Source organism: Streptomyces sp. NPDC046203 (assembly GCF_040646255.1).
In the GTDB taxonomy this organism is placed as follows: domain Bacteria; phylum Actinomycetota; class Actinomycetes; order Streptomycetales; family Streptomycetaceae; genus Streptomyces.
In genome coordinates, this window is record NZ_JBEYZX010000045.1 from 25,578 (window position 1) to 48,503 (window position 22,926).

Annotated in this window: 17 protein-coding genes; 12 read left to right on the forward strand and 5 right to left on the reverse strand. The window is 72.5% G+C overall.

What is annotated here, in order from left to right:
• The first annotated feature begins 53 nt into the window (after window positions 1–53).
• The gene (locus ABZ990_RS25615) at window positions 54–839 is read left to right on the forward strand and encodes a protein phosphatase 2C domain-containing protein (RefSeq protein WP_361236027.1); all 786 of its coding nucleotides are present in this window, start codon (window positions 54–56) and stop codon (window positions 837–839) included.
• Between the two features lie 322 nt (window positions 840–1,161).
• Here the strand turns inward: ABZ990_RS25615 and ABZ990_RS25620 are convergent, their stop codons facing one another.
• Window positions 1,162–1,641 (reverse strand): MarR family transcriptional regulator, encoded by a 480-nt coding sequence (locus tag ABZ990_RS25620; protein WP_361236030.1) that lies wholly within the window; start codon window positions 1,639–1,641, stop codon window positions 1,162–1,164.
• 282 nt (window positions 1,642–1,923) lie between these two features.
• Here ABZ990_RS25620 and ABZ990_RS25625 point away from each other — a divergent pair, with 282 nt between their 5' ends.
• The 3 genes from ABZ990_RS25625 (at window position 1,924) to ABZ990_RS25635 (ending at window position 4,523) form a co-directional block, all read left to right on the forward strand.
• Window positions 1,924–2,766 (forward strand): lysozyme, encoded by an 843-nt coding sequence (locus tag ABZ990_RS25625; protein WP_361236032.1) that lies wholly within the window; start codon window positions 1,924–1,926, stop codon window positions 2,764–2,766.
• A gap of 340 nt (window positions 2,767–3,106) precedes the next feature.
• Complete coding sequence (locus ABZ990_RS25630; protein ID WP_361236035.1) at window positions 3,107–4,033, forward strand: lytic polysaccharide monooxygenase; 927 nt, start codon at window positions 3,107–3,109, stop codon at window positions 4,031–4,033.
• A gap of 196 nt (window positions 4,034–4,229) precedes the next feature.
• The gene (locus ABZ990_RS25635) at window positions 4,230–4,523 is read left to right on the forward strand and encodes a hypothetical protein (protein WP_361236037.1); all 294 of its coding nucleotides are present in this window, start codon (window positions 4,230–4,232) and stop codon (window positions 4,521–4,523) included.
• 159 nt (window positions 4,524–4,682) lie between these two features.
• Here the strand turns inward: ABZ990_RS25635 and lon are convergent, their stop codons facing one another.
• Window positions 4,683–7,094: an endopeptidase La gene (gene lon / locus ABZ990_RS25640; protein ID WP_361236040.1), complete on the reverse strand. Its 2,412-nt coding sequence runs from the start codon at window positions 7,092–7,094 to the stop codon at window positions 4,683–4,685.
• A gap of 257 nt (window positions 7,095–7,351) precedes the next feature.
• Here lon and ABZ990_RS25645 point away from each other — a divergent pair, with 257 nt between their 5' ends.
• From ABZ990_RS25645 to ABZ990_RS25680, 8 genes are all read left to right on the forward strand, one after another.
• Window positions 7,352–7,660: a hypothetical protein gene (locus tag ABZ990_RS25645; protein WP_361236043.1), complete on the forward strand. Its 309-nt coding sequence runs from the start codon at window positions 7,352–7,354 to the stop codon at window positions 7,658–7,660.
• Window positions 7,661–7,772: 112 nt separating this feature from the next.
• The gene (locus tag ABZ990_RS25650; protein ID WP_361236046.1) at window positions 7,773–8,270 is read left to right on the forward strand and encodes a DUF4259 domain-containing protein; all 498 of its coding nucleotides are present in this window, start codon (window positions 7,773–7,775) and stop codon (window positions 8,268–8,270) included.
• A complete protein-coding gene (locus ABZ990_RS25655) occupies window positions 8,267–8,668 on the forward strand; it encodes a hypothetical protein (RefSeq protein WP_361236049.1) in 402 nt (133 codons plus the stop codon). The genes ABZ990_RS25650 and ABZ990_RS25655 overlap by 4 nt, the downstream gene beginning before the upstream one ends.
• 805 nt (window positions 8,669–9,473) lie before the next feature.
• Window positions 9,474–10,106, forward strand: a complete 633-nt coding sequence (locus ABZ990_RS25660) for a hypothetical protein (protein ID WP_361236052.1) — start codon at window positions 9,474–9,476, stop codon at window positions 10,104–10,106.
• Window positions 10,107–10,380: 274 nt separating this feature from the next.
• Window positions 10,381–11,130, forward strand: a complete 750-nt coding sequence (locus ABZ990_RS25665) for a spermidine synthase (protein ID WP_361236055.1) — start codon at window positions 10,381–10,383, stop codon at window positions 11,128–11,130.
• A gap of 72 nt (window positions 11,131–11,202) precedes the next feature.
• The gene (locus ABZ990_RS25670; protein WP_361236058.1) at window positions 11,203–11,940 is read left to right on the forward strand and encodes a response regulator transcription factor; all 738 of its coding nucleotides are present in this window, start codon (window positions 11,203–11,205) and stop codon (window positions 11,938–11,940) included.
• Between the two features lie 464 nt (window positions 11,941–12,404).
• Window positions 12,405–13,496 carry a HAMP domain-containing sensor histidine kinase gene (locus ABZ990_RS25675; RefSeq protein WP_361236082.1) on the forward strand — a complete coding sequence of 364 codons (1,092 nt, stop codon included), beginning with the start codon at window positions 12,405–12,407 and terminating at the stop codon, window positions 13,494–13,496.
• A 259-nt stretch (window positions 13,497–13,755) separates the two neighbouring features.
• Entirely contained in the window at window positions 13,756–17,547 is a 3,792-nt protein-coding gene (locus ABZ990_RS25680; RefSeq protein WP_361236061.1) for a multifunctional oxoglutarate decarboxylase/oxoglutarate dehydrogenase thiamine pyrophosphate-binding subunit/dihydrolipoyllysine-residue succinyltransferase subunit, read from the forward strand.
• 186 nt (window positions 17,548–17,733) lie between these two features.
• Here the strand turns inward: ABZ990_RS25680 and fxsT are convergent, their stop codons facing one another.
• The 3 genes from fxsT to ABZ990_RS25695 form a co-directional block, all read right to left on the reverse strand.
• Window positions 17,734–20,760: an FxSxx-COOH system tetratricopeptide repeat protein gene (gene fxsT, locus ABZ990_RS25685; protein ID WP_361236064.1), complete on the reverse strand. Its 3,027-nt coding sequence runs from the start codon at window positions 20,758–20,760 to the stop codon at window positions 17,734–17,736.
• Window positions 20,761–20,844: 84 nt separating this feature from the next.
• Window positions 20,845–22,194, reverse strand: a complete 1,350-nt coding sequence (locus ABZ990_RS25690; protein ID WP_361236066.1) for an HEXXH motif-containing putative peptide modification protein — start codon at window positions 22,192–22,194, stop codon at window positions 20,845–20,847.
• A gap of 255 nt (window positions 22,195–22,449) precedes the next feature.
• Window positions 22,450–22,845 carry a hypothetical protein gene (locus ABZ990_RS25695; protein WP_361236069.1) on the reverse strand — a complete coding sequence of 132 codons (396 nt, stop codon included), beginning with the start codon at window positions 22,843–22,845 and terminating at the stop codon, window positions 22,450–22,452.
• Window positions 22,846–22,926: the final 81 nt, after the last annotated feature.

Sequence of the window (22,926 nt, forward strand, 5' to 3'; positions counted from 1 at the left end):
GGCGATGTGAAGGAGCCATGCGGGAGTCGCGCACCGGGGGCAGACTGGACGTCATGCAGACCGAAGCGGCGACCCTTCCCGGCAGCCCCGAACGCCCCAACGAGGACTGGGCGGCGACCGCCCTGCCAGCCTCGGGCCTGGGTGGCACGCTGGTGGTCCTGGACGGGGTGACACCCCCGTCGGGCGACGACGGATGTGTGCACGGTGTGCCCTGGTTCACGGCCCGGCTCGGCGGGGCACTGACCGAACTATCCGCTTCGCGAAGAGATCTGACGCTGTCCGAGATCCTTTCCCGGGCAATCCGGCGCACCGCCGACACCCACCGGAGCGCCTGTGACCTTTCTCACCCCCGTACGCCCCAGGCGACGGTCGCCCTGGCCCGCTGGGACGACCTGACGGTCGAACACCTCGTCCTGTCCGACGCGGCCTTGCTCCTGCGGTCCCCCGACGGCGCGGTACGGGCCGTGCTCGACGACCGGCTCGACCGGATCCCGGCCGACGTCCGGCGCTCGGTCGCCGCCACCGACCGCCTGCGCAACCAGGAGGGCGGCTTCTTCACCGCCGCCGCCGATCCGGCCGTCTCCGCCCGCGCGCTCACGGGCACGACCCCACGCGCCGAGGTCCGGGCCCTCGCGGGTCTCACGGACGGGGCGACCCGGTGGGTCGACCGGTTCGGGGCGGGCGACTGGGACGACTTGTTCGGGGTCCTGGAGAAGGAGGGCGTCCGCGCCCTCCTCGACCGCGTCCGGGTACTGGAGACGGCCGACGCGGAATCGGCGACCCCGCGGGGCGGCAAGCCGCACGACGACGCGACGGCGGTGTACGTGCGGCTGGGGTGAGCGGGACGGGGGCGTCGGGGGCCGTCAGGGTCGGGGTGCGGGTCCCGGGCCGGGGTACGGATACGGGTGCGGGTCCGCCGGGACACGGGGGTACGAGTCGACCCGGAGGCGGAGCCGGAACCGGGGGCCGGGATCCGGATCCGCCGGGAAGGGCGAACCGGCCGGCCCGCCCGCCACGCCGCTCCGAGCCAGGTCACGCCGAGCCAACGAGCGACCGAGCCCAACGATCCGACCGGCCCCGCGAACCGACCGGCCCCACGAACCCGAACCGGCCGAACTGGCCAAGTCGGCGAGGTCGGCCAAGCCGTCCGCCTCCCGGCGATCAGGCCGAGCGGAGGTTGAAGTGCTGGAGCAGGCGGGCTAGTTCCGCCACCTCGGAGCGGTCCCAGTCGGCGAGCTTGCGGACGTAGCTCATCCGGCGGGCGTCGCGGACCTGACGGAATCGGCCCTGGCCTTCGTCGGTCAGCCGGACCAACGAGGCGCGGCCGTCGACCGGATCCGGGTCGCGGGCGACCAGACCGAGGTCCTCCAGGGCGCGCAGCTGGCGGCTCATCGTCGCCTTGCCGACACCGATGTACGCGGCCAGGTCGGTGGCCCGCTGGGGGCCCGCCTCGTCGAGGCGGATGAACAACCCGTAGGCGGAGGGCTCCAGTTCCGGGTGGACCTCGCGGGCCATCTCGCCGGACTGGGCCCGGGCACGGCGCAGCAGGACCGCCAGCTCGCGCTCCAGCGCGAGGAACTCCTGGTCCACACAGCTCCCGCCGGCCGCCGGCGCTTCACTCCCCGTACCGCTTCCGTGCACGTCAGCACCCCTCACGCGCTTTCCGCTCGCTGAAAGTTTCCTCAGGCCGCGGGCATCGCCGCAGCTCTCTCAGTATTTCGCAGGCGTAGACCAACGGAAGCATCCGGATCCCCTTCCGTTGGCTGGTCTACGTGCGTAGCGTGCTTATCGACGCGTACATGTCACGTTCCGCAGACATGACATGAACACGTCAGGCATCGCCTTGGTCCGCGCCGGTTCGCCACCGGCGCGGGACCGACCCCATCCCCACACCCCCCCCCACTGACATCGCGGAGGCACGCAATGCGTGTGCACAGATCCGGAAAGACCCTCGCCGGCGCCGCTCTCGCGGCCCTGACGCTCCTGCTCCCCCTCACCCTCTCCGGCACCGCCGCCGCCGCGCAGGACCCGGGCCCGAGCGCCCAGAAGATCCCCACGCGCGGCACCGCCCACATGGGCATGGGCGTACTCGCCCACGACGGCCAGAGCGGACAGCCGGGCGGCGCCCCGACCGCGGCCGCCCAGACCGAGGGCGTCGACGTCGCCGGCTACCAGGGGAACGTGGACTGGCCGACCCTGTGGAACAGCGGGGTGAAGTGGACCTACGTCAAGGCGACGGAGGGCACCTACTACAAGAACCCCTACTTCGCGCAGCAGTACAACGGCTCGTACAACGTGGGGATGATCCGCGGCTCGTACCACTTCGCCACCCCCGACACCACGACCGGCGCCGTCCAGGCGGACTACTTCGTCGACAACGGCGGCGGCTGGTCCAAGGACGGCAAGACGCTGCCGGGCGCCCTCGACATCGAGTGGAACCCGTACGGCGACGCCTGCTACGGCAAGACGCAGTCCGCGATGGTCACCTGGATCCGTGACTTCCTCAACCGCTACAAGGCCCGCACCGGCCGCGACCCGGTGATCTACACGGCGACGAGTTGGTGGACCCAGTGCACCGGCAACTACTCCGGTTTCGCCACCACGAACCCGCTGTGGGTCGCGCGTTACGCCAGTGACGTCGGCACGCTGCCGGCCGGCTGGTCGTACTACACGATGTGGCAGTACACCTCCAGCGGCGCGTACGTCGGCGACCACAGCCACTTCAACGGCGACCTCTCGCGCGTGCAGGCGCTCGCGAACGGCTGAGCCGGGGGCTGCCCGTACGGAGCGGCCACCGTACGGAACTCCAGCGGGGCTCCGGGGGACGACACCCCGGGGCCCCGCCCTTGTGCGTATCGGCATCGCGGCGTCTCGGCGCTTCCGCGTATCCGTACTTCCGCGCGGGGTGCCGACCCTCACAGGGCGCCGACCCTCTCGGGGTGCCGAACACCGCGCGGGCGGGAATCCACGACTCCTTCGGCACCTGCTCTTGCCGATTGGTATGGACCAATGCGACCCTCAGGGCGGCGCACGGATCCCCGCAACTCCCGTGCGCCGACGATGTGTTGCTCCGCGCCCTCCCCCACGCACGAGAGAGAGCCCCCACATGCCGTCTTCCCGCCGTACCCCCGCCCTGGTCGCCGCCGCAGCGTCCGCGGCGGCGGCGTTCACCGCCCTCACCCCGACCGTCGCCTCGGCCCACGGCGCCGTGTTCAACCCGGTCAGCCGGATCGCGGCCTGTTACGCGGAGGGCCCGGAGACCCCGAAGTCGCAGGTGTGCAAGGACCTCGTCGCCGACTCGGGCACCCAGCCGCTCTACGACTGGAACGAGGTCAACATCGCCAACGCCGACGGCAACCACAAGGCGCTCATCCCGGACGGCAAGCTCTGCTCGGCCAACCGCGAGAAGTACCGCGCCCTCGACTGGGCCCGCACCGACTGGCCCGCCACGGCGGTCGCCCCCGGCACCTTCGGCTTCAAGATCCGGGTCACGGCGGCGCATTCCGGCACCATGACGATGTACGTCACCCGGCAGGGCTTCGACCCGACGAAGCCGCTGAAGTGGTCCGACCTCGACCCCACCCCGGTCGCCGTCTACAACACCAGCCGTACCGCGACCGACGGTTACTACGCCTTCGACGGCAACCTCCCGTCCCGCACCGGCCGTCACCTCGTCTACATGGTGTGGCAGCGCAACGACAGCCCCGAGGCGTTCTACAGCTGCTCGGACGTCACCTTCGGCGGCGGCGCGGCGAACGCGGCCCCGGGCACGGCCACGACCACCACCACTGCGGCCACGACCGCGGGCACGGCCGCGGCGAAGGCCCCGTCCGAGGCGGCGATCGCGGCGGGCGCCCCGCTCTCCACGGTCAGCCACGCGGGCCACGGCGGCGACGAGCGGCCCCCGGCCCTCTCCGCCGAAGCCGCCGGCACCCCCTCCTCCCCGCTCCCCCTCGCCCTCGCGGGCGCCGGGGCGCTGGCCGCCTTCGGTGCGGGCAGCCTGCTCCTGACCCGGCGCCGCGACCAGTCCTGATCCCGGGCAACGTACGGGTACGGCGGCGGGCGCCCCACCGAGAGGCGGGCGCCCGCCGCCGTACCGCACCCCTTCGTGTGTCCACGGATCGCCCGCTCGGCTCCCGCGAATTGCGGGTGCCCCTCCGGACGGAGAGGTTGTCTCCGGGGCCCTCGCGCCCCGTCCTCCCCGAGCACCTCACTCCCCTGGAGTCTGTATGCGACGCCTCGCGACCGCCCTTGGCGCTCTCGCCACCGCCGGGATCATGACGCTCACCCTGCCCGGCACGGCCTCGGCCGCCCACGGACGGCTCGTCATCGCCCCCAACAAGGTCATCCAGAACCCCAGCGGCTGCTACGCGGCTCCTGTCTTTCCCCTCACCGTGCAGAACGAGACCGACGAGTACGCCCTCGTCTACGACGGTGCGAACTGCACCGGAAACGCGATCGCGATCGTTCCTCCCGGCGGCCGGACGACCCAGGAATTCGGACGCAGCGTGTACATCAAGTAACGACCGCCGTGTGGGGAATCGACCCGGTCGACTCCCCACACGACCCGACACGCCACGGCACGGTGGCCCGAGTGGGCCCGGACGGCGGCCCCGCCCCTCCCGGGCCGCCGTCCGGACCGCCACCCACGCCACCATCCGGACCTCCCCTCCCCTTCCGTGTCAGGCCACCGCGCCCACCGCCACCTCCGCCGGGGCCAGCGCGATCTCCAGGACCTGGCGGACATCGGTGACCGGGTGGACCTCCAGCTTGTCGAGGATCTCGGCCGGGACGTCGTCCAGGTCGGCCTCGTTGCGCTTGGGGATCACGACGGTCGTGACGCCCGCGCGGTGGGCGGCGAGCAGCTTCTGCTTCAGACCGCCGATCGGCAGGACGCGGCCGGTCAGCGAGACCTCGCCGGTCATGGCGACATCGGTGCGGACCAGCCGGCCCGACAGGAGCGAGGCGAGGGCCGTCGTCATGGTGATGCCGGCGCTCGGCCCGTCCTTGGGGACCGCGCCCGCCGGGAAGTGGATGTGCACGCCGCGGTCCTTCAGGCCGGTGACGGGCAGTTCCAGTTCCGCGCCGTGGGAGCGGAGGAAGGAGAGCGCGATCCGCGCGGACTCCTTCATGACGTCGCCGAGCTGACCGGTGAGGGTCAGCCCCGCCGCGCCGGTCTCCGGGTCGGCCAGCGACGCCTCGACGAACAGGACGTCGCCGCCCGCGCCGGTCACCGCGAGCCCGGTGGCCACGCCGGGAACGGAGGTACGGCGCTCGGCCGGGTCCTGCGCGGACTCGGGGACGTGGTGCGGCCAGCCGATCAGCCCGCGCAGCTCGTCGGATCCGATGGTGAACGGCAGCTCGCGGTCGCCGAGTTCGTGCTGGGCGGCGACCTTCCTCAGCAGCCGGGCGATCGAGCGTTCCAGGGTGCGGACGCCCGCCTCGCGCGTGTACTCGCCGGCGAGCCGGCGCAGCGCCGCCTCCTCCAGGACGACCTCGCCCTGCTCGAGACCGGCCCGTTCCAGCTGCCTCGGCAGCAGGTGGTCACGGGCGATGACGACCTTCTCGTCCTCGGTGTAACCGTCGAGCCTGACCAGTTCCATACGGTCGAGCAGGGCTTCCGGGATGGCCTCCAGAACGTTGGCCGTGGCCAGGAACACCACGTCGCTCAGGTCGAGTTCGACCTCCAGGTAGTGGTCGCGGAAGGTGTGGTTCTGCGCCGGGTCCAGGACCTCCAGGAGGGCGGCGGCCGGGTCGCCCCGATAGTCGGAGCCGACCTTGTCGATCTCGTCGAGCAGCACCACCGGGTTCATGGATCCGGCTTCCTTGACCGCCCGGACGATACGGCCGGGCAGCGCGCCGACGTACGTCCGCCGGTGGCCGCGGATCTCCGCCTCGTCCCGGACACCGCCGAGCGCGACGCGGACGAACTTCCGCCCCATCGCGTGCGCGACCGATTCGGCGATCGACGTCTTGCCGACGCCGGGCGGGCCGACCAGGGCGAGCACCGCGCCGCCGCGCCGGCCGCCGACCACACCGAGCCCGCGCTCGGCGCGCCGCTTGCGTACCGCCAGATATTCGGTGATCCGCTCCTTCACGTCGTCCAGGCCCGCGTGCTCGGCGTCGAGGACGGCCCGGGCGCCCTGGATGTCGTAGGCGTCCTCCGTGCGCTCGTTCCAGGGCAGTTCGAGCACGGTGTCGAGCCAGGTGCGGATCCAGGACCCCTCCGGGGACTGGTCGCTGGACCGCTCCAGCTTCTCCACTTCCTTCAGGGCCGCCTCGCGGACCTTCTCCGGCAGGTCGGCGGCCTCGACGCGGGCGCGGTAGTCGTCGGACTCGTCGCCCTCGGCGTCGCCGTTGAGCTCGCGCAGTTCCTTGCGTACGGCGTCGAGCTGGCGGCGCAGCAGGAACTCGCGCTGCTGCTTGTCGACGCCTTCCTGGACGTCCTTCGCGATGGTCTCGGCGACGTCCTGTTCGGCCAGGTGCTCGCGCAGTTGCGCGGTGGCGAGCCGGAGCCTGGCGATCGGGTCGGCGGTCTCCAGCAGGGCGACCTTCTGGTCGACGGCGAGGAAGGGTGAGTAGCCGGCGTTGTCGGCGAGGGCGCCGACGTCGTCGATCTGCTGGACGCGGTCGACGACCTGCCAGGCGCCGCGCTTCTTCAGCCAGCTGGTGGCCAGCGCCTTGTACTCCTTGACCAGTTCGGTCACGGAGCCGGGCAGCGGATCGGGCAGGGTCTCCTCGACGGCGCTTCCCTCGACCCACAGGGCCCCGCCGGGCCCGGTCGTCCCTGCGCCGATCCGCACGCGGCCACGGCCGCGGACGAGAGCGCCGGGGTCGCCGTCGGACAGCCGCCCGACCTGCTCGACGGTGCCGAGCACGCCGGTCGCGGCATACGTTCCGTCGATCCGCGGCACGAGCAGCACCCTCGGCTTGCCGCCACCGCCCCGCGCGGCGGCCTGCGCGGCCTCGACCGCGGCCCGCACCTCGGTGTCGGACAGATCCAGCGGCACGACCATTCCGGGCAGCACGACCTCGTCGTCGAGCGGCAGCACGGGCAAAGTGAGCGGCGCGGACGCCACGGACTCGGAAGCCATTGATCTCCCCTTCGGCAGTCAAGTTGAGCTACACCGACTCAATGCATGTGAGCCGCCCGGTGTTCCCCGAATGCCGTTCGCTCTGAGCGATCGCCCGTTCACGGCCGTGTCCGCCGCCGTGCGGCGGGCCCCTCGGCCTGCTGCGGGCGGCGGCGTAGGGTCGCGGCCATGGCCGCGCTCTTACCGTTCCCGCCGCTCCCGCCCGTGTCCGATGCCGAGGCCGAGGCCGCGCGCCGGGGCTGGGCGGGGGCCGGCCGGTGACCGTACTGGTGTGGGTGGGCGGAGTCGTCGTCGCGCTGGGCGCCGGCGCGTTCCTCGTGGATCGCGTACTGCTCGCCCTGGAGGCGCGCGGCTGGATCTACTGGCGCAAGACCAAGGGCCTGTCGTCCCTCGGCGCCGACTTCATCCAGGAGGGCGACCCCGGGGCCCAGGCGGTCAAGCGCGCGATGGAACAGGAACGCGTACGCAAGAACGTCAAACCGGCGGAGGACCCGCCCTTCCGGGTGGACCTCGACGCCGGCACGGTCCACATCCGCCGTCCGCCCGACGACCTGCGGGAGCCCTGATCCCCGACCCCCGCTGGTGCGCGTCCGCTGTCAGTGGCGGGTGCCACGATGCCCGGACATCGACTCAAGGGCTCACAAGCTCAAGGTCCGAAGGCATCAAGGGGGAGGAAGCATGGGCACCTGGGGCACTGGTCCCTTCGACAACGACACCGCCGCGGACTGGTGCGACGGCCTCGACGACACCCTCGCCGAGAACCGTCACGCCCTTGTCCGCGGCACCCTGATCCGCGCCGCCGACGCCTCCGGATATCTCGACACGGTCATCGCCGACGAAACCGTCGCGGCGGCCGCCCTGGTGGCCGGCCAATGCGGCGGTCATACCCTCGCAGAGCCGCATGACGGTCCGGAGGCGCCGCTTCCCGATCTCACCGACCTGCGCGCCCTCGCTCTCGAAGCACTCGACCGCGTTATGGCCGATCCCTCCGAACTCCTCGAAGCCTGGGTCTCATCCGCCGATGCCCATGCCTGGCGGGCAAGCATCGATCGGATGCGTGCCGCACTCACCCCCACCTCCCCGGGTGAACAGCTCGCACTGGACCGGTCGCCCGCACCTTCCGCCGCGTCCGCCGCGTCCGCCGCGTCCGCCGCGTCCGCCGAGGGAACATCATGAGCTGGGACGTCCTTCTCTTCCGGATGCCCGCCGACATCACATCGGCGGAGGACCTACCCCTCGACTACAACCCGCCCCCACTCGGCACTCCCGGCGAGGTGTCCGCCGCCGTGCGGGCGGCCGTGCCCGAGGCCGATCCACCGAGCCCCACCAGGGGCGAACTCCTCGGCCCCACCTGGTCGATCGAGATCTACGTCGGCGAGGAGGACCCCGCGCGCTCGGTCGCACTCACGGTCCGGGGGTCCGGCGACGACCTACTCCCCTCCATATTCCGCATCGCGGACGCCCTGGGCTGCCAGGCCCTGGACCTCTCCTCCGGCGACCTGCTCACGCCCGGCGACCCCTCGGGCCGGCACGCCTTCCAGGAGTACCGCGACCGGAGCGCTCGGCGGCTCTGACCCGGTCGGCTGAGCGGCAGTCCGCTGCGGGCGCCGGGCGCGCTGGACCGGCTCGACTTCCTCCGCTGGTTCGCCGAGCGCTTCGGCGTCCGCGACATCACCACGGGCGTCAACCTGATGCTCGCCAATCCCCTCGCAGGGGTGACGGAAGATTCACGCCGTTTCTCTCCGCTGCCCGCCGACGTCACCCCGCCGGACGTTCCCGGGCCGCGCGCGGCCCCGCCGATCGATCCCACCCCGCCGTACACCTGGTCATCGACCCGGCGCACCGGCCACGGCCACCCCGGACCGGCCCGCCTCACCGCTGCCCGCGCCGCACGCGCGGGGCGCGGGCAGCGGCTGGAATACGACCCCGCGCACGACTGGCCGTCCGAGCCTCCCCCGGCGGCGAACCGAGCCGGGGCGCCCCCGTCGACCACACCCCGAACGGACGATTCGTTCGCTCTGAGCGAACAGACCTCCCCGCGCGGCACCCTGCCCCCCGCCATGCCCTCACGACATATCCAGCCATCCCATCGGCGCGGATGCCCGGCCGGCTGGACCGTCCCGCAGGACGCCCCACCCACCCGCGCCTGGGGAAACCGGATCAGCGCGGCATCGACGAGACGGCTGTGCGCCGAGGTCGACCGGCCGGGCGCCTGGCCGAAAGTAAGGGAGGTCTCCGGGGACGGACGCACTTCGGTCACCCGGGAGCGGCCGACCCCAGGCGCACAACAGCCAGGGGACTCGCCCCTCGCCTCGGCCCGCACCGCCGGACGAACGCGTCCTGCCGGGCGCGGCCCCCGCGACCGGGCAGGCTCGCCCCATGGAAACGGAAACGGAACACATGGAGCCGTACGAGCACGAGCACGGACTCACGCACGCGTACGGAGACGGCGAGCACTCCTACGGCCGCGGCCTCCGGCGCAGGCTCGGGGCCGCCACCGTCCTGGCCGTCGTCATCGCCGTGACCGGTTGCGGTCAGGCCCCGGCGGCCTCTCCCTCGACCACCCCCACCCTCACGAATCCGACCACCACGGATCCCGCTCCCACGGATCCCGGCCCCCCGTGGACCGGTCTCCCGTGGATCGGCCCCGCCCCCGCGCCCGCCCCCACGGACGAGCTGGTCGAGGTGGTCGCCAGCGGCGGCTTCGCCGGGATCACCAACCGGCTGACGGTCCGTTACGACGGCTCCTTCACGCTCACCCACGGCTCCGGGCAGCCCTCCCCCGGCACGATGACCCCCGAGGACACCGCCGCCCTGCGCGCCGCGCTGGAGAGCCCGGCCTACGCCTGCGTACCGGAGCAGCCGTACGGCAGGCCCGTGGCCGACGGGTTCACGTACGAGATCACGTACAAGCACCGGGTCGTCGTCACCCGGGACGGCGCCCCGCGCCCGCCCGCGCTCCAGCGGGTCCTCGACGCGCTCCCGGGAGGCGGCCCGCCGACCGGCCCGTGACCTCCCGCCCATGACCTCTCACCCATGGCCTCCTGCCCGCGGCACCCCTCCGGTCCACCCCGCCGGCCATCTCGCGCGAGAGCGTTCCACCGGCCCTCCGGCCGGCGATTCGGTGAGCCCTGCCCCGCCCTCCGCCCGCCAAACCCTCGTACGCACACCCCGTCGTGCCACCCCGGCCGAATAACGACCCACCCCGGCCAAAGCGGTTGTCCGGCCGCCCGCTCCCGCGCAGGATGGCCGGCGGACCCGTACCACCGAGCGCCACGGAGTGATCATGAACAGCCCCGTCACCCTCGACCGCCGCGAAGGCCCGTACGGCGAGGTCGTCCTGCGCAGACGCGAGGCGGACGGGACCGGCACCCGCACCGGCGCCAACACCGAGGCGGACGGCACCAGCACCGGCACCGGTTTCGGGAACGGCACCGAGCACTACGAGATCATCGCCAACGGCACCTTCCTGATGGACACCTCCGACGGCCGTTCCGAGCGGCTGCTGATCGACGCGGCGCGCGACGCGCTGCCCGAGGACCGGCCCGCGCCGTCCGTCCTCATCGGCGGTCTCGGCGTCGGCTTCTCGCTGGTCCACGCGGCCGCCGACGAACGCTGGGGCCGGATCGTCGTCGTGGAGCGCGAGAGCGCCATCATCGACTGGCACCGCGAGGGTCCGCTCGCCGCCGTCTCCGGCGCGGCGCTCGCCGATCCGCGCACCGTGATCCTGCACACGGACCTGGTCGAGCATCTGCGCACCACCCCCGACCACTACGACGCGCTGTGCCTGGACATCGACAACGGGCCCGACTGGACGGTCACCGAGGACAACGAATCCCTTTATTCCGCAGAGGGGTTGGCGACCTGCGCCGCCCGTCTGACGCCGGGTGGAATCCTGGCCGTGTGGTCGGCCCGGCCGTCCGCCGATTTCGAGGAGTCCTTGCGGAATGCCGGATTCAACGGGGTACGGACCGAAGAGGTGCCGGTTGCCCGGGGCGTCCCGGACGTGGTCCACCTCGCGGTCCGGCCCTCCTGATCACCTGCGTAGCCTTGGCGGCTCGGCTGCCTCTAGGCTGCTGCACCGACATCGGCGACGCGAGGCGGGGCAATGGAGCAGACACACACCACGAATCACGGTGCGGCGGCCACCCCGGGGGCGCAGCGGCGCGTGCTCGTCGTCGAGGACGACGCGACGATCGTGGACGCGATCTCCGCCCGGCTGCGCGCCGAGGGGTTCCTCGTGCAGACCGCGACGGACGGCCCGGCGGCCGTGGACGCCGCCGAGGCGTGGCAGCCGGACCTGATGGTCCTCGACGTGATGCTGCCCGGTTTCGACGGCCTGGAGGTCTGCCGCCGGGTGCAGGCCCGGCGGCCCGTCCCGGTGCTCATGCTCACCGCGCGGGACGACGAGACGGACATGCTGGTCGGTCTGGGCGTCGGCGCGGACGACTACATGACGAAGCCGTTCTCGATGCGCGAACTGGCGGCCCGGGTGCACGTCCTGCTGCGCCGGGTGGAGCGGGCCGCGCTCGCCGCGGCGACGCCGCGCAGCGGGATCCTGCGGCTCGGCGAGCTGGAAATCGACCACGCGCAGCGCCGGGTCCGGGTCCGGGCCGAGGACGTCCATCTGACGCCGACCGAGTTCGACCTGCTGGTCTGTCTGGCGAACACCCCGCGCGCGGTGCTCTCGCGCGAGCAGCTGCTCGCGGAGGTGTGGGACTGGGCGGACGCCTCCGGCACCCGGACCGTGGACAGCCACATCAAGGCGCTGCGCCGGAAGATCGGGGCGGAGCGGATCCGTACCGTGCACGGCGTCGGATACGCGCTGGAGACCCCGGCGCCGTGAGCGCGCGGGGGTGGGCGCCCGGCACCCGGCGCCGGGAACAGCGTCCGGCACGGCAGACCGGCGCCCGTCCGGCCCGGGAGGCCGAGGTGCTCCCGGAGACCCGCGCGCCCGGGAGCGGCCCCGACGGGTGCCCCGGGGACGGCCCCGGCAATATCCCCGGCGACATCCCCGAGGGGCCCCTGGGGGACGCCTTCCGGTACGTCCTCAGGGGCGACGAGCCCGGAACCGGCACCGCGACCGACACCGACACCACCGGCACCGGCACCGGCACCGGCACCGGGAGCACCCCCAAGGGCGGCCCCTGGAACAGGCTCCGGGACGCCCTGCGGGCCCGCGCCTCGGCCAGGGTGCGCGGTACCCGGGGCCCCGTCCGCGGGCGGGCCCCGGCCCACCGCGGGGACCGGTCCGGCCGACGGCCCGACGCCCACCGCCACCAGTTCCACGACCACCCGTCCCGCGACGGCCTGTTCCACGACGGCCCCCCGCGCCGCCGCCGCATCGCCGTGTCGATCAAGACGAAACTCGGCACCCTGGTCGTCGGCGCGGTACTGCTGACCTCGGGTCTCGCCCTGGTGGCGATCCGGACCTCGACCGAGTTCCGCTACATCACGATCTTCGCGATGATCGCCACCCTGCTGATCACACAGTTCGTGGCGCAGTCCCTGACCGCCCCGCTCGACGAGATGAACCATGTCGCCGGCTCGATCTCGCGCGGCGACTTCAGCCGCCGGGTGCGCGGCGCGGACCGCCGGGACGAGCTGGGCGACCTGGCCTCCACGATCAACCGCATGGCGGACGACCTGGAGGCGGTGGACCGCAACCGCAAGGAGCTGGTCGCCAACGTCTCGCACGAGCTGCGCACCCCCATCGCCGCGCTCCGGGCCGTCCTGGAGAACGTGGTGGACGGGGTCTCCGAGGCCGATCCGGAGACGATGCGGACCGCGCTGAAGCAGACGGAGCGGCTGGGCCGGCTGGTGGAGACGCTGCTCGACCTCTCCCGCCTCGACAACGGTGTCGTCACGCTCCGTGCCCGCCGCTTCGAGGTCTGGCCGTACCTGTCCGGGATTCTGCGCGAGGCGAACCTCGCCGCGTCCCAGCGCGGTCTGTCCTCCACCTCGGGTCTGCACCGCCGCACCGACGTCCATCTCCACCTGGACGTCTCGCCGCCGGAGCTGACCGCGTACGCGGACGCGGAGCGGCTGCACCAGGTCATGGCGAATCTCATCGACAACGCGGTCAAGCACTCGCCGCCGCACGGCCGGGTCACGGTGCGGGCGCGGCGCGGCCCGTATCCGGAGTCGCTGGAGCTGGAGGTCCGGGACGAGGGTCCGGGCATCCCGGAGGCGGAGCGGCACAAGGTCTTCGAGCGGTTCAACCGGGGTGTGGTCCCGGCGCAGGCGCAGCACGGTCCGGGCAGCGACGGCGGCACCGGACTGGGGCTCGCGATCGCCCGCTGGGCGGTGGATCTGCACGGCGGACGCATCGGCGTGGCCGAATCCTCACGCGGCTGCAGGATCAGACTCACTCTTCCGGGAAGCCTTCCGCCGCGCGATTGACGTAGGGTTCGAACCGGAAGAACACGTTCTGCGTGTACGTGGACAGGGCGCGCGGCCGAATGGGGTCGCAGCCGTCGTTTCTCGTACCCTGAACGAAGCGGAACCAGGCTTGTTTCCCGCCATTCCCGGCTCCGAAACACGGCGTCGAGTGTGACTTACGTGACGTTGGAGCGCCCGGCCTGCACCTCCCGGGCGGGGAGGCGTAGCCTCTATTTCCGCTGTCCATCACCTTGTGAAGCGGAAGAGGGCGGTTGCCGCCGTGTCGTCTCAGTCCCCCAGTACCCCGAGTTCCCCGGCCGACCAGGGCGCGCAGGGCAAGTCCCCTGTAGCCGCCTTCGGCGCCAATGAATGGCTCGTCGACGAGATCTACCAGCAGTACCTCCAGGACCCGAATTCGGTCGATCGCGCCTGGTGGGACTTCTTCGCCGACTACAAGCCCGGTGCCGCGGAGACTCCCGCCGCCCCGGCCGCCGCCACTTCTGGCACCCCGAGCGCGCCGGCCGCGCCGCAGGCGGGCCCCGCACAGGCCGCACCTGCCGCTCCCGCCGCCGTGCCCGCCCCGGCCGCCGCTCCGGCTCCGGCGAAGGCCGCTGCCCCGGCCCCGGCCCCGGCTGCCAAGCCCGCGGCCGCCCCGGCGCCCGCGAAGGCCGCCAAGGCCGCCGCCCCGGCCACGGAGGCCCCCGCCGGCCCCGAGCTGATCACGCTGCGCGGCCCGGCCGCCGCGGTCGCGAAGAACATGAACGCCTCGCTGGAGATGCCGACGGCCACGTCCGTCCGCGCCGTCCCGGTGAAGCTGCTCTTCGACAACCGCATCGTCATCAACAACCACCTGAAGCGCGCCCGGGGCGGGAAGATCTCCTTCACCCACCTCATCGGCTACGCGATGGTGCAGGCCATCAAGGCCATGCCGTCGATGAACCACTCCTTCGCGCTGAAGGACGGCAAGCCGACCCTGGTGAAGCCGGAGCACGTCAACTTCGGTCTGGCCATCGACCTGGTGAAGCCGAACGGCGACCGCCAGCTCGTCGTCGCCGGCATCAAGAAGGCCGAGACGCTCAGCTTCTTCGAGTTCTGGCAGGCGTACGAGGACATCGTCAAGCGCGCCCGCGTGGGCAAGCTCACGATGGAGGACTTCACCGGCGTCACGGTCTCCCTGACCAACCCCGGCGGCCTCGGCACCGTCCACTCCGTGCCGCGTCTGATGCCCGGACAGTCGGTCATCATGGGCGTCGGCTCGATGGACTACCCGGCCGAGTTCCAGGGCACCTCCCAGGACACCCTGAACAAGCTGGGCGTCTCCAAGGTCATGACCCTGACCTCGACGTACGACCACCGCGTCATCCAGGGCGCCGCCTCCGGCGAGTTCCTGCGCATCGTCGCGAACCTGCTCCTCGGCGAGGAGGGCTTCTACGACGAGGTCTTCGAGTCGCTGCGGATCCCCTACGAGCCGGTCCGCTGGTTCCGTGACATCGACACGTCGCACGACGACGACGTCACCAAGGCCGCCCGGGTCTTCGAGCTGATCCACTCCTACCGGGTGCGCGGCCACGTCATGGCCGACACCGACCCGCTGGAGTACAAGCAGCGCAAGCACCCCGACCTGGACATCACCGAGCACGGCCTCACCCTGTGGGACCTGGAGCGCGAGTTCGCGGTCGGCGGTTTCGCCGGCAAGACGATGATGAAGCTCCGCGACATCCTCGGCGTGCTGCGCGACTCGTACTGCCGCACCACCGGCATCGAGTTCATGCACATCCAGGACCCGAAGCAGCGCAAGTGGATCCAGGACCGTGTGGAGCGCCCGCACGCCCGCGTGGAGCGCGAGGAGCAGCTGCGCATCCTGCGCCGCCTGAACTCCGCCGAGGCGTTCGAGACCTTCCTGCAGACGAAGTACGTCGGCCAGAAGCGCTTCTCCCTGGAGGGCGGCGAGTCCGTCATCCCGCTGCTCGACGCGGTCATCGACTCCGCCGCCGAGTCGCGCCTGGACGAGGTCGTCATCGGCATGGCCCACCGCGGCCGGCTGAACGTCCTCGCCAACATCGTCGGCAAGTCGTACGCGCAGATCTTCCGCGAGTTCGAGGGCAACCTCGACCCGAAGTCGATGCACGGCTCCGGCGACGTCAAGTACCACCTGGGCGCCGAGGGCACCTTCACCGGTCTCGACGGCGAGCAGATCACGGTCTCCCTGGTCGCCAACCCCTCCCACCTGGAGGCGGTCGACCCGATCGTCGAGGGTGTCGTCCGTGCCAAGCAGGACGTCATCAACAAGGGCGGCACGGACTTCACCGTCCTCCCGATCGCCCTGCACGGCGACGCGGCCTTCGCGGGCCAGGGTGTCGTGGCCGAGACGCTGAACATGTCGCAGCTGCGCGGTTACCGCACCGGCGGCACGGTCCACGTGGTCATCAACAACCAGGTCGGCTTCACCGCGGCCCCCGAGGCCTCGCGTTCCTCCATGTACGCGACGGACGTGGCCCGCATGATCGAGGCGCCGATCTTCCACGTGAACGGCGACGACCCGGAGGCCTGTGTCCGCGTCGCGCGGCTCGCCTTCGAGTTCCGCCAGACGTTCAACAAGGACGTCGTGATCGACCTCATCTGCTACCGCCGCCGCGGTCACAACGAGGGCGACAACCCCTCGTTCACCAACCCGCAGATGTACAACCTGATCGACAAGAAGCGTTCGGTGCGCAAGCTGTACACCGAGTCGCTCATCGGTCGCGGCGACATCACCCTGGAAGAGGCGGAGCAGTCGCTCCAGGACTTCCAGGGCCAGCTGGAGAAGGTGTTCGCGGAGGTCCGCGAGGTCACCTCCGCCCCGGCGCCGACGCACGTCCCGGACGCCAAGGCGGAGTTCCCGGTCGCCGTGAACACCGCGGTCTCCCAGGAGGTCGTGAAGCGGATCGCCGAGTCCCAGGTGAACATCCCGGAGCGGATCACGGTCCACCCGCGTCTGCTGCCGCAGATGCAGCGCCGCGCCGCGTCGATCGACGACGGCACCATCGACTGGGGCTTCGGCGAGACCCTCGCCCTCGGCTCCCTGCTGATGGAGGGCACCCCGGTCCGTCTCTCGGGCCAGGACTCCCGCCGCGGCACCTTCGGCCAGCGCCACGCGGTGCTGGTCGACCAGGAGACCGGCGAGGACTACACCCCGCTGCTCTACCTGTCCGAGGACCAGGCCCACTACAACGTCTACGACTCGATGCTCAGCGAGTACGCGGCGATGGGCTTCGAGTACGGCTACTCGCTGGCCCGCCCGGACTCCCTGGTCGTCTGGGAGGCCCAGTTCGGTGACTTCGTCAACGGCGCGCAGACCGTCGTCGACGAGTTCATCTCCTCGGCCGAGCAGAAGTGGGGCCAGACCTCCGGCGTCACCCTGCTCCTCCCGCACGGCTACGAGGGCCAGGGCCCGGACCACTCGTCCGCCCGTCCCGAGCGCTTCCTGCAGATGTGCGCCCAGGACAACATGACGGTCGCCATGCCGACGCTGCCGTCGAACTACTTCCACCTGCTGCGCTGGCAGGTCCACAACCCGCACCACAAGCCGCTCATCGTCTTCACCCCGAAGTCGATGCTGCGTCTGAAGGCCGCGGCGTCCAAGGTGGAGGAGTTCACCACCGGCGGCTTCCGCCCGGTGATCGGCGACAGCACGGTCGACCCGGCCGCCGTCCGCAAGGTCGTCTTCTGCGCGGGCAAGGTCTACTACGACCTCGAGGCCGAGCGTCAGAAGCGCGGTGTCACGGACACGGCGATCATCCGTCTGGAGCGCCTGTACCCGCTGCCGGGTGCCGAGCTGCAGGCCGAGATCTCCAAGTACCCGAACGCCGAGAAGTACCTGTGGGCCCAGGAGGAGCCGGCGAACCAGGGTGCCTGGCCGTTCATCGCGCTCAACCTGATCGACCACCTGGACCTGGCCGTCGGCTCGGACATCCCGGCGGGCGAGCGTCTGCGCCGGATCTCCCGGCCGCACTCCTCCTCCCCGGCGGTCGGCTCGGCCAAGCGCCACCAGGCGGAGCAGGCGCAGCTGGTCGCGGAGGTCTTCGACGCCTGATCCAGGCGTACGGAGCCGACAGCGGCGATACGTACGGAGGCCCGGCACCCGAGAAGGGTGCCGGGCCTCCGGCGTGTGCGGGGGCGGGGCGCGTTGCTTACGGCGCGTGCGGGGCGTGTCCAGGCACGGCGCGTACAGGTCAGGCGTACGGGCCGGACGTACCCACCCGGCCCGCGGCCCGCCCGGTCAGCCGAGGAACGCGTCGAAGTCCCAGTACGGCCGGTTGCGCTGGCGCGCGGACAGGGTGTGCGGGTGCTGGGCGCCGAGCGTACGGGTGAGGGTGGTCAGGGCGTCCGACTCGACCTTCCCCGCCTCCTCGACCTCACGCAGCCCGCGCAGGTCGGCGGCGAGCGCGACCTGCGAGGAGAGGGTGAGCGGGTGCTCGCCGCCGAGGACGCGGCGGGCCCGGCGCAGGGTCTCCCGGCTCAGCTCCGTGGCGTCGGCGACCCGCCCGTTGAAGTTGCGGGCGGCGGCGGTGTTGAGGGCGCAGCCCAGGACCCAGGGGTGGTCGGCGCCGAGGGACGAGGTCAGTCCGGCGAGGGACGACTCCAGCAGGGCGAGGGCGTCGGAGCGTTCGCCGGCCGCCTGCATGACGAGGCCGGTGTTGGCGAGCATGCCGGTGGAGACGGGGTGCACGGGGCCGAGCAGGCTGCGGTAGGCGGACTCGGCCTCCTCGGTCAGGTCGCGGGCCTTGCTGAGGTCGCCGTGCTCGCGCAGATAGCTCGCGTAGTTGTTGATGAAGGACAGGGTCACGTAGTGGCTCCGGCCGTGCACCTGCTCGATCTGTTCCAGCAGGCTCTCCATCTGCTGCCCGATGTCCTGCTGGGAGCCGCCCTCCCGGCGCCGGCACAGGGCGAGCTGGGTACGCGCGGAGAGGGTCTGCGGGTGCTGGGCGCCGAGGACCTGGACGTGCATCCGGACGTTGGCCTCCTGGCGCACCAGGGCGTCGCGGTAGCGGCCGAGCAGGAAGAGGTCGTGGACGAGCGCGTTGACGGAGTTGAGCGTGTTGATGTGCCGGGTGCGCAGGACGGTCTCGCGCTGGGCGAGGGTGTCGACGTCGTGCTCGTACGCCTCCTGGTAGCGGCCGCGCAGCCGTAGCACCACCGCCAGGTTGTGGCGGGCGACGAGGGTGACGAACTCGGCGTCGCCGAGGAGTTCGCGGGAGGAGTCCAGGACCTCGCGCTGGAGGGTCTCGGCCTCCTGGTACTGGCCGAGGTGGCGCAGGTTCGCGGCGACGTTGCTGTTGCAGAAGAGTTCGCCGAGCGCGTTGCGCGGGGTCGCGCGGACGAGCCGGTCGAGCAGCGCCCGGTCGAGGGCGTGGGCCTCGCGGAACCGGCCGCTGGACCGCAGGATGTTGCCCTCCTGCGTGGTGAGGTCGAGCATCGGCTGGGCGAGTGGGTCCATGAAGTACGACCACTCGGCGCGGATCAGCTCGGCGAGCCGGGTGCCCGCCGTGTACTCGCCGCTGCGGTAGCAGTAGCGCAGACAGTTGAGGATGGCGTTCTGGACGCGCGTGTTGCGGCTGGCGAGCGCGCCCGAGGGGGCGAGGTGCGGCAGCAGCTCGGCGTACTGCGGCCAGTGCCGGCTGTCCATCGGATCGCCCGGGTCGGCCTCGGCGATCAGGGTGCGCACGGCCCGGCGGTGCGCGGACCGCTGCTCTCCGTCGGTGAGCCGGGACACGATGTCGTGGACGAGCCGGTGCATGTGCACGGACTCCTGGTGGGGACCGGTCTCGGAACTCGCGACCCCCCGGCTGTCGCGGGTGAGGACCGAGTAGTTGACCAGGGTGTCCAGGGCCCGGGTCCAGGCGGCGAGGTCGGTCGCCATCCAGCGCAGGTCCTCGGGCAGGTCGGCCTGGGGGTGGGTGCGGACGAGGCCGAGGGGGATGCGTCCCGGGGCGAAGGAGGCGCAGAGGCTGAGGATCTCCACGGCCTGCGGCTGGGACCGCCGGAGCCGGTTGATCAGTATCGACCAGGAGGTGAGGGAGGCGTGCGGGAAGCCGTCGCCGGTGGGCTCGTCCATGGTGGTCAGCCGTCCCTCGCGCACCATCCGCAGATACTCGTCCACTTCCATGCCGGACTCGCCGAGCCAGGCGGCGGCCTGGACGAGCGGCAGGGGTACGTCGCCGAACTCGGCGGCGACCTCGTCGGCTTCGCGGGCGGTGAGGTGCTGGGCGCGGCGCATGAGGTACGCGGTGGACTCGGCGCGGTCGAAGCTCGGGACCTCGATGACGTCGGTGTGGTCGGCCCAGGCGCGGTTGCGGGAGGTCACGAGGACGTGGCCGGGGCCCTGCGGAAGCATCACGTCGATGCCGTCGGTGTCGTCCCAGCCGTCGAAGACCACCAGCCAGCGGGAGTGCGGGGTGCCTCGGCGCAGGGCCTCGCGGACGGCGCGGATGCGTTCGCCGGGCTCGTTGCCGACGGGCAGTTCGAGGGCGGCGGCGAGCCCGCCGAGGCGGTCGCGCTGGATGTTGCGGTCGTCGGAGCTGACCCACCAGATGATGTCGTAGTCGGGGCTGAAGCGGTGGGCGTACTCGGCGGCGATCTGGGTCTTGCCGATGCCGGACATGCCGAGGAGCGTGCAGGTGGCGTTGCCCCGGTCGGCGTCCATGAGGCGTTGCTGGAGTTCGGTGAGGAGGTCGTCGCGGCCGGTGAAGCGGCGGTTGCGGCGCGGGACCTCGCCCCAGATCTCGGGCGGGGTGTCGGGGTAGCGGACGAGGGGGCCGAGGGCGGCGCGGCGGCCGCCGGTCCGGCGCGGTTCGATGGCGAGGCGGCTGAGCACCCGGGCCTCCGCCTCGTCCTCGCTGACCCCCCAGAGGCTGACGGGTTCGAGGACGGCGGTGGCGGGGAGCAGCGGCCGGTTGGTGAGGTTGACGGCGGCGAAGCGGTCGGCGTGGGCGGCGACGAAGCCGCGCAGCACGTCGTTCCATTCGCCGGCGGGGCGCGGGCCGAGTTCGAAGAACCAGTCGTTGAGGACGAGGAGGACCTGGCCTCGGGCGAGCAGCAGATCGCCGAGGGAGTCTTCGAGGGGGACTTCGCGGGGCGGGTCCCAGCGCTGCTGGGTGACCCGGACGCCGTAGGACTCCAGGCGCTGCGCGATCCAGGTGGCCCAGGGGCGGTGATAGCCCGGGAAGACCACCAGGACGTGTTCGGGTGCCGTCGTCGCACCCCGGTCCGCGACGGCCCCGCCGCCCGACCGCCCCTGCTCCGCCATCTGCGCTCCCTCGTCGCTCGTGCTCGTGCTCGTGCTCGCTGCTCGTGCGTCACGCCGTGTCATGTTTCGCGTTCACAGTGTCACCTACGGGACGCCCCGGGCGGTACTCCCGAGACTCATGTGGTGCCGCCGCATCCGTTCGGCGAACTCCCGTCCGGAGTCGGTGAGTTGATCGGATTGAAGGAGGATCGACAGTGCGTCGCCCACCTCGTCGTGATAGCGCTCGAACCGCTCCCCGGCGAGGGTCCGCCAGGCGGCGGGCAGCCCGTCCCCGTCGGCGGCCCGGCGCCACAGGTCGGTGAGGGCGAGATGGGCGTACGCGCCCTGGTAGACGCCGGAGACCGGCCGCTCGTCGGCGCGCCAGCCGACCCGGTGGAGGGCCTGGCCGCCGGGACGGTAGAGCGGGGCGAGGGCGTGCAGGGCGGCGAGTTTGCCGTGGTGCACCTCGTGCACCAGCGTCTCGGCCAGCTCCCGGGGGTTCGCGGGCGGGGAGGTGAGCACGGCGCCGGGCGCGGCGGCGAGGGTGGCACCGAAGGGGCGGGCGGGGCCGGGAGTGGGGGCGGCGATCGGGGCGGGCTCGGTGGGGCCGGAGTGCTCGCCGGGGTCGGTGGGGTCCATGGGGACGAGGGCGCGGACCGCGCGGGTGATCTCCCGGGCCCGGTCGGGGTCGGTACGGGCCAGCAGGGCACGAGCGCCCTGCCAGTGCGCCGCCCAGAGCGGATAGGCGTCGGCGGCGTGACCGGCGGCCCGGCGGCCGGACAGCCCGGTACCGTCGGGCGGGACCCGGTAGGGATCGAGGTCGTCCAGGACGGCGCATCCGCCCGGCAGGGTACGCAGCGGGCTCCACTGGGGTCCGGTGCCGCGCACCCGGGTGGGCGGCGGTCCGGCGGCGACCAGCAGGGCGTACGGGAAGGCGCGCGGGAGCGGGGCGCCGGCCGGGCCGATCCGCACGCTCCGGCCACCCCCGAAGCGGACCCGGGTGCGCTCTGCGCCGGTCAGCAGCCGCCCGACGCCGGTCAGCGCGAGAACGCCGCCCGGGGTGGCGAGCTCCCGGTCGAACGGACAGCGGGCGCGCAGGGACGCCGCCACGGCGAGGGTGTCCCAGTGGGCGAGCAGCGTCTCGAACGCCGGGCCTTCGGGGGCGGCCAGGACGGCGGCCAGCCAGGTCCCCGTGGCCGGGTAGTCGACGACCGCGCGAACGGCGCCGGCATGGTGCCGTTCCGCGCGTTCCAGCAGGGCCCAGGATGCGTCGAACCGGGTGTACGGCGCGGAGCGCGGGCCGTCGCGCCCTCGGTCGACGCGCAGCCGCAGGGCCTTGAGCAGCAGCCGCCGGCGGGCGCGGACGGCGGCCCCGAGGAGCTGTGTGCCGGTCGGTTCGGGGCGGGTGTGGGCCAGCCGGGTGAGGGCGGTGTCGGAGAGCGGCCCGGAGGTCATGACCGGCTCCGGACGGCGGGGGCGGCTCGGGCGGGCGTGTCCGCTCGGGTGGGCGTGCGGGTTCCGGTGGGCGTGCGGGTTCCGGTGGGTGTACGGGCTCCGGGGCTCGCGCGTCCCGTACGGGTGATCAGGGGCGCGTCCGGTGCGTGGCGCGCGCCCGGCGCACTTCGCGTACCCGCTCCCCGTACCTCCGCCGCACCCCGTCGATACGTACATCCGGCCGGAACGCGCCCCTCGCCGGCTCCGAAGCAGGCTTCAGGCCAGGCCATCGCCGCCCGCACCGGCCCATGCCTCGGCAAGGTCATCGGAACGGTCGAGCAGTTGCTCGGCGCGTTCCAACAGGGCGGGGTGGTCCAGGAGCCGTACGGTCCGCAGACCGGCGGCGGCCAGATCGGGCAGCCCCGGAAGTTCCGACGCCTCGGCCGGTTCGGCCGGTTCGGGCAGTTCGGGCAGTTCGGGCAGGTCGCGCAGGTCGCGCAGGTCGGACGATGCACGCAGGTCGCACGGGGCGGCCGGGCCGGTCGGAGCAGGTGGATCGAGCAGATCGAGCGGTGCGGGAAGGCCCAGCGGGTTCGGTGCGCTCGGCGGGTTCGGGGGCGTCCGTCCGGTCTCCCGGCCGTCTCCGGCCGCCGGCTCCACGTGCTCCAACACCCTCGGATCCTCCTCACCGACCTCGTCCCCCACGGCCGCAGTGGCGCAGCGGTTCTTCCCGACGCCGTGAAGGCGGAAACC

Bases quoted from the DNA above. Each gene is read 5' to 3' on its own strand.
- ABZ990_RS25660 (WP_361236052.1), top strand. From the start codon at position 9,474: ATGGAAACGGAAACGGAACACATGGAGCCGTACGAGCACGAGCACGGA.
- fxsT (WP_361236064.1), bottom strand. From the start codon at position 20,760: ATGGCGGAGCAGGGGCGGTCGGGCGGCGGGGCCGTCGCGGACCGGGGT.
- ABZ990_RS25630 (WP_361236035.1), top strand. From the start codon at position 3,107: ATGCCGTCTTCCCGCCGTACCCCCGCCCTGGTCGCCGCCGCAGCGTCC.
- ABZ990_RS25635 (WP_361236037.1), top strand. From the start codon at position 4,230: ATGCGACGCCTCGCGACCGCCCTTGGCGCTCTCGCCACCGCCGGGATC.
- ABZ990_RS25665 (WP_361236055.1), top strand. From the start codon at position 10,381: ATGAACAGCCCCGTCACCCTCGACCGCCGCGAAGGCCCGTACGGCGAG.
- ABZ990_RS25690 (WP_361236066.1), bottom strand. From the start codon at position 22,194: ATGACCTCCGGGCCGCTCTCCGACACCGCCCTCACCCGGCTGGCCCAC.
- ABZ990_RS25655 (WP_361236049.1), top strand. From the start codon at position 8,267: ATGAGCTGGGACGTCCTTCTCTTCCGGATGCCCGCCGACATCACATCG.
- ABZ990_RS25615 (WP_361236027.1), top strand. From the start codon at position 54: ATGCAGACCGAAGCGGCGACCCTTCCCGGCAGCCCCGAACGCCCCAAC.
- ABZ990_RS25625 (WP_361236032.1), top strand. From the start codon at position 1,924: ATGCGTGTGCACAGATCCGGAAAGACCCTCGCCGGCGCCGCTCTCGCG.
- ABZ990_RS25650 (WP_361236046.1), top strand. From the start codon at position 7,773: ATGGGCACCTGGGGCACTGGTCCCTTCGACAACGACACCGCCGCGGAC.
- lon (WP_361236040.1), bottom strand. From the start codon at position 7,094: ATGGCTTCCGAGTCCGTGGCGTCCGCGCCGCTCACTTTGCCCGTGCTG.
- ABZ990_RS25670 (WP_361236058.1), top strand. From the start codon at position 11,203: ATGGAGCAGACACACACCACGAATCACGGTGCGGCGGCCACCCCGGGG.